Source organism: Hymenobacter sp. IS2118, assembly GCF_000715495.1.
Classification (GTDB): domain Bacteria; phylum Bacteroidota; class Bacteroidia; order Cytophagales; family Hymenobacteraceae; genus Hymenobacter.
In genome coordinates this window covers 1-1,724 of sequence record NZ_JNLX01000069.1, presented here as the reverse complement: position 1 = coordinate 1,724, position 1,724 = coordinate 1, and the positions used below count along the sequence as shown (strand labels likewise).

Here is a 1,724-nt window from a genome sequence, read left to right as displayed (position 1 = left end):
GCTCCAGAAAGGAGGTGATCCAGCCGCACCTTCCGGTACGGCTACCTTGTTACGACTTAGCCCTAGTTACCTGTTCTACCCTAACTGGCTTCGTTGCGGAGCACCAGCTTCAGGTCTACCAAACTTCCATGGCTTGACGGGCGGTGTGTACAAGGCCCGGGAACGTATTCACCGCGTCATTGCTGATACGCGATTACTAGTGATTCCAGCTTCACGGAGTCGAGTTGCAGACTCCGATCCGAACTGAGAACGGCTTTTCGGGATTGGCGCACCATCGCTGGTTGGCAACCCGCTGTACCGTCCATTGTAGCACGTGTGTAGCCCTAGGCGTAAGGGCCATGATGACCTGACGTCGTCCCCGCCTTCCTCACTGCTTGCGCAGGCAGTCTGTCTAGAGTCCCCATCATTACATGCTGGCAACTAAACATAGGGGTTGCGCTCGTTGCGGGACTTAACCCAACACCTCACGGCACGAGCTGACGACGGCCATGCAGCACCTTGCTTTGTGTCCCGAAGGAAAGGCTCATCTCTGAGCCGGTCACGCGCATTCTAGCCTAGGTAAGGTTCCTCGCGTATCATCGAATTAAACCACATGCTCCACCACTTGTGCGGGCCCCCGTCAATTCTTTTGAGTTTCACTCTTGCGAGCGTACTCCCCAGGTGGGATACTTAACGCTTTCGCTAAGCCAGTGACCATCTATCGCCACCAGCGAGTATCCATCGTTTACGGCGTGGACTACCAGGGTATCTAATCCTGTTCGCTCCCCACGCTTTCGTGCCTCAGCGTCAGTTACAGTCTAGGCAGCTGCCTTCGCAATCGGTGTTCTGGATACTATCTATGCATTTCACCGCTACAGTATCCATTCCGCCACCCTCGTCTGTACTCAAGTTCGCCAGTTTCCAGGGCAGTTCCACTGTTGAGCAGTGGGCTTTCACCCCGGACTTAAAGAACCGCCTACGCACCCTTTAAACCCAATAAATCCGGACAACGCTTGCACCCTCCGTATTACCGCGGCTGCTGGCACGGAGTTAGCCGGTGCTTATTCCTCAGGTACCGTCAGTAGAGCACGCATGCCCTTTTTTCTTCCCTGAGAAAAGCAGTTTACGACTCAGAAAGCCTTCATCCTGCACGCGGCATGGCTGGGTCAGACTCTCGTCCATTGCCCAATATTCCCTACTGCTGCCTCCCGTAGGAGTCGGGCCCGTATCTCAGTGCCCGTGTGGGGGACCAGCCTCTCAGCTCCCCTAGCCATCGTCGCCTTGGTGAGCCGTTACCTCCCCAACTAGCTAATGGCACGCAACCCCATCTGAATCCAATAAATCTTTAACCATTAAGTGATGCCACTCTGTGGTTTTATGCGGTATTAATCCGCCTTTCGGCGGGCTATCCCCCAGATTCAGGTAGGTTGGTTACGCGTTACGCACCCGTGCGCCACTATCTCTATTGCTAAAGACCGTTCGACTTGCATGTATTAGGCCTGCCGCTAGCGTTCATCCTGAGCCAAGATCAAACTCTCCATTGTAAAATGTTCTACACCCATGCGAACATGGGCTGATGTCGAGTGCTAATCCGACTCGTATTAACGAGTTCTGTGTATTCGTGTTACGCTTGTAATTGCTGCTCCTCACATCACTGTGAGAAGCCCTTACTATTTGTCTTTTCCAAACATTCAAAGAACGTGTATCAGCCCAGTTGGCGTGATAGTGTGGCTGTTAGCAGCCGG

General features: G+C 53.5%; 1 rRNA gene. It reads right to left on the bottom strand.

Annotated elements, in window-relative coordinates:
- Window positions 1-7: 7 nt before the first annotated feature.
- Window positions 8-1,523: ribosomal RNA gene (locus tag GM79_RS05695) — 16S ribosomal RNA — on the bottom strand.
- Window positions 1,524-1,724 lie beyond the last annotated feature (201 nt).